Source organism: Rufibacter sediminis (assembly GCF_014269285.1).
GTDB lineage: Bacteria > Bacteroidota > Bacteroidia > Cytophagales > Hymenobacteraceae > Nibribacter > Nibribacter sediminis.
This window is the reverse complement of sequence record NZ_JACOAF010000067.1, coordinates 1-7,270: the sequence shown is the minus strand read 5'-3', so window position 1 is coordinate 7,270 and position 7,270 is coordinate 1. Positions and strand designations below refer to the sequence as shown.

Sequence of the window (7,270 nt, the reverse complement as noted above, 5' to 3'; positions counted from 1 at the left end):
TCCCGTTTTGGGGCTGTTTTCAGAAAACAGCCCCAAAACGGGAGTTCGGCTTTTTGGCTTGGTTCTAAGCCTCGTTATAGGCCAACATGCCGCCCAGGACGTTGCGCACGTTGGTGAAGCCTTGCTGTTGCATAATGGCTTGTGCGGTGGCGGAGCGTTTCCCGGAACGGCAGTGGACCAGGATCTCCTGGTCTTTGTATTCATCCAGTTCGTGCAGGCGCTCGGGCAGAGAACCCAGCGGGATCAGTTTGGCACTGGCTATGTTTTGCTCCTCGTGCTCCCAAGGCTCCCGCACATCCAGGATGATGGGCGTTTCGTTGTTGGCGAGGCGTTGTTTCAGTTCGGCGGCGGTGATATCTGAGGTGATCATTTCTGAAAGATTAGTTTAGCGGTTCTAAGTTGGCTACCTTTTTGGGCTTTTACAAAATAAATTCCGGTGGGGAGAGCGGCAGGCAGTGCCAGGCGCTGGCCTTTGGGCAGGTTCACCCAGGTTTTGAGGAGTTGCCCGGTAAGCGAATAAAGCTGGACCTGATCACTGGCCTGGTTCAGGTAAAAGTCACCGGTAGTGGTGGGATTGGGGTACAGCAGGGCTTCAGAGGCCAGCAGTTCATCCGGAGCGGCGGTTAACGTTCCCGTCATCACGGGCCGCATTAAGAGAGCGCCCCCCAAATTAGGAACCGTCTCCCAGGCAGTGGCTCCGTTCAAAGCAAACAGTTTTCCATCTGCCCGCTCGTTCAGGTCAAAGCCCACGTTCACGAAAGTACCACCCGTAGGTTGTCGGTAGCCCACGTAAAAGCGGCCCTGCACCTCTAGCTGTTGGTCCAGGGGAATGTCCAGCCAGTTGTTCAGGCCAGCGGCGGCGGGCAGCACAAAACGCTGTTCGTACACGGGCTGATTGGAAGGCTTGCCGTTGTTATCCGTCCAGATCCGGAGGAATAGTTCCAGGCCCGGCGTGTTGGTGCCGGTAAAGAAGATCCGCACAGTTTTGATTCTATCCGGGGTATTCAAGTCAAACTGGTAGGCCAGCTGAACGGCGGTGCCGGAGGGATAACTGAAACCGGTCTCAGCGGAGCCATCGTCGTAGGCATAGTAATCCTGGAGATCGGTTTGGCGGCGGAGGGTATCATTGTAGCGGGTGTAGAAATTGGGCTCCTTGGTGTTCAGGAACAGGACCGTCTCAAGTGAATGGGCTTGCCGTTGATTGCTCAAAAAAGCGCTGGAGGGCTGCGCGGCGATGGCTGTTTTCACCCCGGCATTCAGGGGAGTGCTGCCGCGCAGGAAGGTGTCTACCGCCCCCGTGCTGAGATCTTTCGTGAAGGAGCGCCAACTGAGCGCGGCGGGCACGTTGCTGAGGTTCGACAGCTCAGAGCCTACCAGCTCAGCGGTCTCTTGCTCCGGCTGTACCAGGAATTGCCAGATAGGCATGGCCGTGTAGCGTTTCAGCAACGAGGGAAGCCGCCGGGTCAAGGCCACATCAAAGGTCTGGAGCTGCCCAGCCCGGCGGTTGCGGTCCAGGTAGACGTAGTCCAGGTGCCAGACATCGCGCAGCCCATTCTGCCGGCCGCTACTCACCCACCTAAACTGGAACCCGTTGTAAAAATAGCGGCTGTCCCGCAGGGCCACCATCACCGAAGCGAAATCGGTGGAGCGGCCGTTTCCTTTCTGGGTCCAGACAGAACTCCAGGTCCCGTTGGCCTCCTTAAACTCCAGTTGAAAGTAATACAGCGTAGCACTGGCAAAATCAGGGGCATCCAGCAAACCACCCGCCTGCCAGTAAAAACTGAGGTACAAGGAATCCTGGGGCTGCAGACCACTCAAATCAATAGGTTTGGAAGTAAGGGTATCGGTGGGCCCTACTGCGTTGGCACCGCCGTAAGGCTGGCCATCGGCTTTGAGGCCGTCAAAAGACGCCGCGAAGATGGTGGGCGGATTGGATGCGTATCGGTTGGTAACCATAACCCCGCCGCGGGCAGCCCAACGGGCCGGGTCTGGTTTGCCCTCACTTTGGGCAAAATCGTCCAGAAACGGCAAAGTAAGGGTATCGCCGGAGGCCAGCGGCTGCGGGGTGCCTCCCCCGGGTTTGGTGGGAACGGCAGGAACAGAAATAGCCTGCGGCGGCAGGCTATTCAGTGGGGTCAGTCCCTGTGCGTGGGCTGTCCACCCCCCCAAGATTAAAATCAGAAAGACGGTCAATCCCTGGCGCATAAGCTTCTGTTATTGGATAGGCGTTACCGGTTGCGGACCGGCCACCCAGATGTCTATTAATTCTCCGGTTCTGATTTTGGTTTTAACGCTATCGCCGGCGATAGGGCGCTGCTTCAAAATGGTGCCGTCCACTTCTCCGTTGGGAGCCGCCATGTAACTCACCGATCCGATCTGCAAGCCTTGCCCGGTCACCAGCATGGTGGCCTCGTCAATGGGCATGCCCACCAGCAGCGGCACGTCCAGCTCGGTGTTCCCCAGACCGTTGCCCACCTCCAGATCGATACGGGAGCCTTTGGCCACGGGTTCACCGGGTTTGATCTCGCGGCCGTTCACGAACTGGCGCAGGATGGAGTTCTCGGCTAAATCTGGCACGTACTTGATCTCGCCCAGGTTCAGGTCATAGCTTTTCAGGATCATCTCGGCGTTCTTCACTGAGCCTTCAATCAGCTTGGGCATCTTGATGAGCGGCGGATTTTTCATGTTGATGCTCACGTAGATCTTACGTCCCTGCTTCACCTTCTCGCCCGCTTTGGGCTCCTGGGTCACCACCGAGAAAGGGGCTCTGCCCTGCTCATAGGTGGAGTCACTTACATAGAAACGCAGGTCTTTGTCGGCCAGGAAATCCTCCAGTTCATCCACGGGCATCCCCGCCAGGTTGGGCACCGAGATGGTTTCGCCGTGGTTGGTGGTGCTGGGCAGGTACACAAAGAAAAACAGGAACAGCAGCACCAACACAATGGCCGCCATGATAAACAGGTGCTTGAACACATCGCCCAGGGTCTGGGCTTTCAAAAAACCACTCATGTACTTAAGAGATAACTTTTTTGGTCCGCTCCATGCCAAATTGCAAGATGCGGTCAATGAAATCGTACGGTTTGTAGCCGTTGATGGCCGTTTGGTGGAAGATACACGTGGCCGGGGTCATGCCGGGCAGCGAGTTCACCTCAATGATGATGGTCTCCACGCTGTCATCTTGGTGCACCCGCACGAAGGCATCAATCCGGGCGTAGCCCTCAATGCGCAGAATCTCGGCCACGCGTTTCAGGTCCTGCTTCACCTGGTCTGAGATGCGCTGCCGCTCCTGCGGGTCTCGGGCGTAACGGGCCGGGGTAATGTTCTGCCCCTCCCCTGCCAGGAACTTCTCTTCCAGGCTAAGCACCTCTCCTTCGGCCAACGCTTCAGACGCCTCAAATATTTCGTATTGGGTGCGTCCGTCGGGACCGTAGCTGGTGAGCAAACCGCCCGTGATCTCCAGGAAGTGTTTGGCGCCCTCGCGAGAGATCAGGTTCTCAATCAGGAAATAGCCTTTGAGGGGCACCTCTTCCTTGAAACTCAGCTTCAGGACACGGGCGGGGTTCTCCGGGATGTCAATGGAGTTCCGGAAAATCAGTTCGGCAAACGCCTCCAGTTCCTCGCGCGTCTTGATCTTCTTCACCGCCGAGGAACAGCCGTCATCGGCGGGCTTGGCGATGAACGGATACCGGAAGTTTTGCTCAATCTGGGCGAAAAACGCCGCTGGGTTCTCCTGCCAGTCTTTCTTGAAAGCCAGCATGTGATCGGCCACCGGCACACCGTTCTGGCGCAGGATCTTGTTCGTCTCGAACTTATTAATGGTCACCTGAGAGGACTGGATGCCGGAGCCGTTGTACGGAATAAGGTATTTCTCCAGCTCGGTCTGCAGCTCACCGTCCTCGCCCGGTCTGCCGTGCAGGGCAATGAATACCGCGTCAACCAGGCTTTGCAGCTGCTCATACGTCAGGCGCTGCGGTTTCTGCAGCGAATTACCGGCGTACAGGCGCGTGATGTTGGATGCGGCTTCTTTGATCTGGGCCAGCACCGGATGCGTAGGCACGCCCGCCTCAGACGCTTCTATTTTCTCCTTGATGTCATCGGCGTTATCCTTCAACATGATGTTGATGGGAATCTGGTACAGCTGGTGTGAATCCTGGTCACCGGTCAGGAAAATGGGAATAGGCTCGTACTTGGTAGACGAAGACAGCTTCTCATAGATGTTGCGGCCGCTTTCCACGGAAATGTGGCGCTCAGAGGAGTAACCACCCATGATCACGCCCACGCGCAGCTTATCATGGCGGTGCGCGCGTTCATCGGCCATGGCCGAATCCAATCTTTTCAACAGACTGGTGAGGTAGGCCGTGTTCTTCCCGCTCTTCACCCGCTCGGCCAGAGACGTCCGGATGATGTAAGTCAGGAACTGCGAAGGGTTCAACCCGATCTCGGCAGCCTGGTGGAAGAAGAACGACGAAGGCAACATGCCCGAGGTGGTGTTCGGGTCGTTCAGGAAAATCTCGCCGGCCTCGGTAATGAAGCCGTCCAGACGTGCGTACACGTTGAAGCCGAGGCTGGTGTACAGGCGCTCGCACTGTTGCCTGATTTCCTGGATCTGCTCGGTAGGTAAATCAATGGGCGTGATCTTACGGCTGAGGCCCGGCAGATATTTAGAACGGTAGTCAAAAACCTCCCCGCCTTTCCTGATCTCGGTGGGCGGCAACGCAATGGGATGCCCCGTCTGGTCCTGCACCACAATGCACGAGAACTCGCGGCCGTTGATGAAGGCTTCAATGAGCACCTGCGTCTCGCTCTCCACGTTGGTGAGCGTGAGCGTTTCGGGGCCGTTTTGCGTAAACGTGGCCGAAAGCAGACTTAACAGTTCTTCCGGGGCATAGATGAGCTCACCGGTCTGGGTTTGCACCGGCAAGCCGATTCCCTCGCGGATGTCCGTGAGGGTTTTGATGAAGTTCAGCTGCTGGGCGGCGCTCTTGCTGGTCCACTCGTCTTTCCGGAGGGTGAGGGTGAACAGACTACGGGCCATCGCCTCCTCAAACAAGGTCAGGTTTTCCTCTTTGATGATGGAAACGCCAATGGAAGAACCCTGGTGCGGGGCCTTCAGCACCAACGGCAAGCCCAGATCGGCCACCAGTTCCTTCAGCAAACCGGCGCGGTCTTGGGTGGCGTGCCACTCCTGCAAACCCAGGATGCGGTACGCTGGCGTGGCGAACCCGTGCTGCTGCAACAAGGCTTTCTGCGCGATCTTGTCAATGCCAATAGCCGAGGGCAGAATACCGGAACCGGAATACGGAATGCCGTACCACTCCAGCAAGCCCTGGATGCTGCCATCCTCACCGTAAGGCCCGTGCAGCGTTAGGAACGCAAAGTCAAACAGGTTCTTGAACTGGTGCGGATGAATGCGTTGCCCCACGCGGGAAGCAATGTCATTCAGTTCGTCCTCGCTCAGTTGGCCTAAGCTTTCCAGGTACATCTGCAGGCCGTGCTCTGTGGAGGGCAACACGTCTACCGGCGGATAGAAATCCCGGATGGTGCCTTTGTAGATGTAGTGCCAGTCCAGCAGAATGAAGTTCCCGAGGCTGTCGGCGAACACCGGAACGGCCTCAAACAGGGATTTATCTAAATTATCGAAGACGGTGCGGCCACCGGCGAAAGAGATTTCGCGCTCCCGGGACGGTCCACCGAAAATTATTCCAATTCTCATCAGGACAAAGATACTGGTTTTTGCTTGTTTGACGCTAGTGCCGCCGAATGGTTCTTTCTGTTGGCCGGAGGAATAGGTTCGACAGATTAATGAAAGGGCGTTTCAGGGCTGTTTTCAGAAAACAGGCACAAAACGGAGAGGAACTTTATAAAATAATTTCTATATAGTGTATTCAGAAGCGCAGTTCCGGTTATCTACCAAAAACAGTTGTAAACAGAATGTTTCACTCCATCCATAAAGCCAATAACCGGAACTGCTCCTTATATACTGTAGTTGGGCAAAATATATAAAAGATGAAATGGAGTAAGATAAGAAAAGAACTACATGTTAGGCTGGCTGACAACTTGAAAAAGAGGCTGGACTATCACTTAACAACATATAAAAACTCGATAGGCTACCTAGGGAGAGCATGGGTAACGTACGACGGGAAAGAACTAGTGAACTTTTCCAATCAAGACACCTGGATTGAGTTCAAGAGTTACTCCAACGCTCTTGCCGATACAGGTTACATTTCACACGAGCCACTGAACGACACTGACAGGACAGAAGGGAAAATCATGGAAAGAGGAGAATTCTCCAAATATGATTTTGCTGAAACAGCCTGGAGATTCATCAACCTTGACATCGACTCCGCCATTTCCAGCGAAAACCCGATTCTTCGCTCACTTGCAGTTGTAGACAGACGAATAGGAAAAAGGAGGTTGGAGGCAATGAAAGATACTGAAACACATCCGCTGGTATTAGGCTTCATGGAATTAAGAAAGGAAAGAAATACTTTGCCCAACATTGTGTAAAAAATATGCGTCGGCCGACAGCCTAGCACACTTTTTACACGAGGCCGTTATGCGGCATTTATAATAAAAATTGAATATGAGTTTAGATATAAAAGTCTACACGAAGAACTTATCGGACGACCTGATACCTAAAATTGTAAAAAGGCTGAACGACTATGAAATGGTCGTTGAGGTTCATCCTGATTTTTCACTCAGCGACCAAACAGGATTCCTGCCGTTCAAATTCCGACTAAAAAATCCTCACCTTGACATACTCAAAGGCAAAGACTTGAAAAGCGGGTTCGAGCTTTACATTGACGACTTCGATTTATTAGAAGAGAAAAAAATGCTAAAACCTAAACTTAGCTTTTTCGACAAGTTAAGAGGCAAGAAAGAAGTAGAGATTCCATTTGCAACTCCTGAAATTGAGGATAAACTTAAAGATTGCAATAAAGTAGTTTCCTTTGTATGGCATGCAGGAGACAGTTTTGAGCCGCGATTCGCTTCATTGACAAGTGCTATTCTTACAGAATTGACAAATGGAATCTGTCACTATCCAGCGGACGATATTTGGTATGAGACAAATGGTCTTGCTGCAGAAACATTCAAAGAAATCATGGAATACGAGCAGTCAAAAGATGAAAAAGAGATTGAATTCTTAGAATTTGATGAATGGTAAAATAGAAAAACGCCGCATAACACTGTGTTCTATGGTAAAAGCAACAAAAAGCGCATAATTTTTCCAAGAATCCCTTCCAATCCACCCACTTAACTCTGCAGGCAC

General features: G+C 53.4%; 6 protein-coding genes. 2 read left to right on the top strand and 4 right to left on the bottom strand.

Annotated features, from left to right (window positions below):
- Positions 1-64 precede the first annotated feature (64 nt).
- The 4 genes from H7U12_RS22415 to H7U12_RS22400 are packed head-to-tail and all read right to left on the bottom strand — an operon-like array spanning position 65 to position 5,713.
- Positions 65-370, bottom strand: coding sequence for a rhodanese-like domain-containing protein (locus H7U12_RS22415; protein ID WP_186642159.1), 306 nt, complete (start codon positions 368-370; stop codon positions 65-67).
- Positions 367-2,205, bottom strand: coding sequence for a T9SS type A sorting domain-containing protein (locus H7U12_RS22410; protein ID WP_186642158.1), 1,839 nt, complete (start codon positions 2,203-2,205; stop codon positions 367-369). The genes H7U12_RS22415 and H7U12_RS22410 overlap by 4 nt, the downstream gene beginning before the upstream one ends.
- A 9-nt stretch (positions 2,206-2,214) precedes the next feature.
- Complete coding sequence (locus tag H7U12_RS22405; RefSeq protein WP_186642157.1) at positions 2,215-3,009, bottom strand: PASTA domain-containing protein; 795 nt, start codon at positions 3,007-3,009, stop codon at positions 2,215-2,217.
- 4 nt (positions 3,010-3,013) lie between these two features.
- Positions 3,014-5,713: a D-alanine--D-alanine ligase family protein gene (locus tag H7U12_RS22400; RefSeq protein ID WP_186642156.1), complete on the bottom strand. Its 2,700-nt coding sequence runs from the start codon at positions 5,711-5,713 to the stop codon at positions 3,014-3,016.
- Positions 5,714-6,006: 293 nt separating this feature from the next.
- On the opposite strand from H7U12_RS22400, the gene H7U12_RS22395 reads away from it, so the two are divergent.
- Both H7U12_RS22395 and H7U12_RS22390 read left to right on the top strand, forming a co-directional pair.
- On the top strand, positions 6,007-6,507 hold the full coding sequence (locus H7U12_RS22395; RefSeq protein WP_186642155.1) for an SF0329 family protein: 501 nt from the start codon (positions 6,007-6,009) through the stop codon (positions 6,505-6,507).
- 76 nt (positions 6,508-6,583) lie between these two features.
- On the top strand, positions 6,584-7,165 hold the full coding sequence (locus tag H7U12_RS22390) for a hypothetical protein (protein ID WP_186642154.1): 582 nt from the start codon (positions 6,584-6,586) through the stop codon (positions 7,163-7,165).
- Positions 7,166-7,270: the final 105 nt, after the last annotated feature.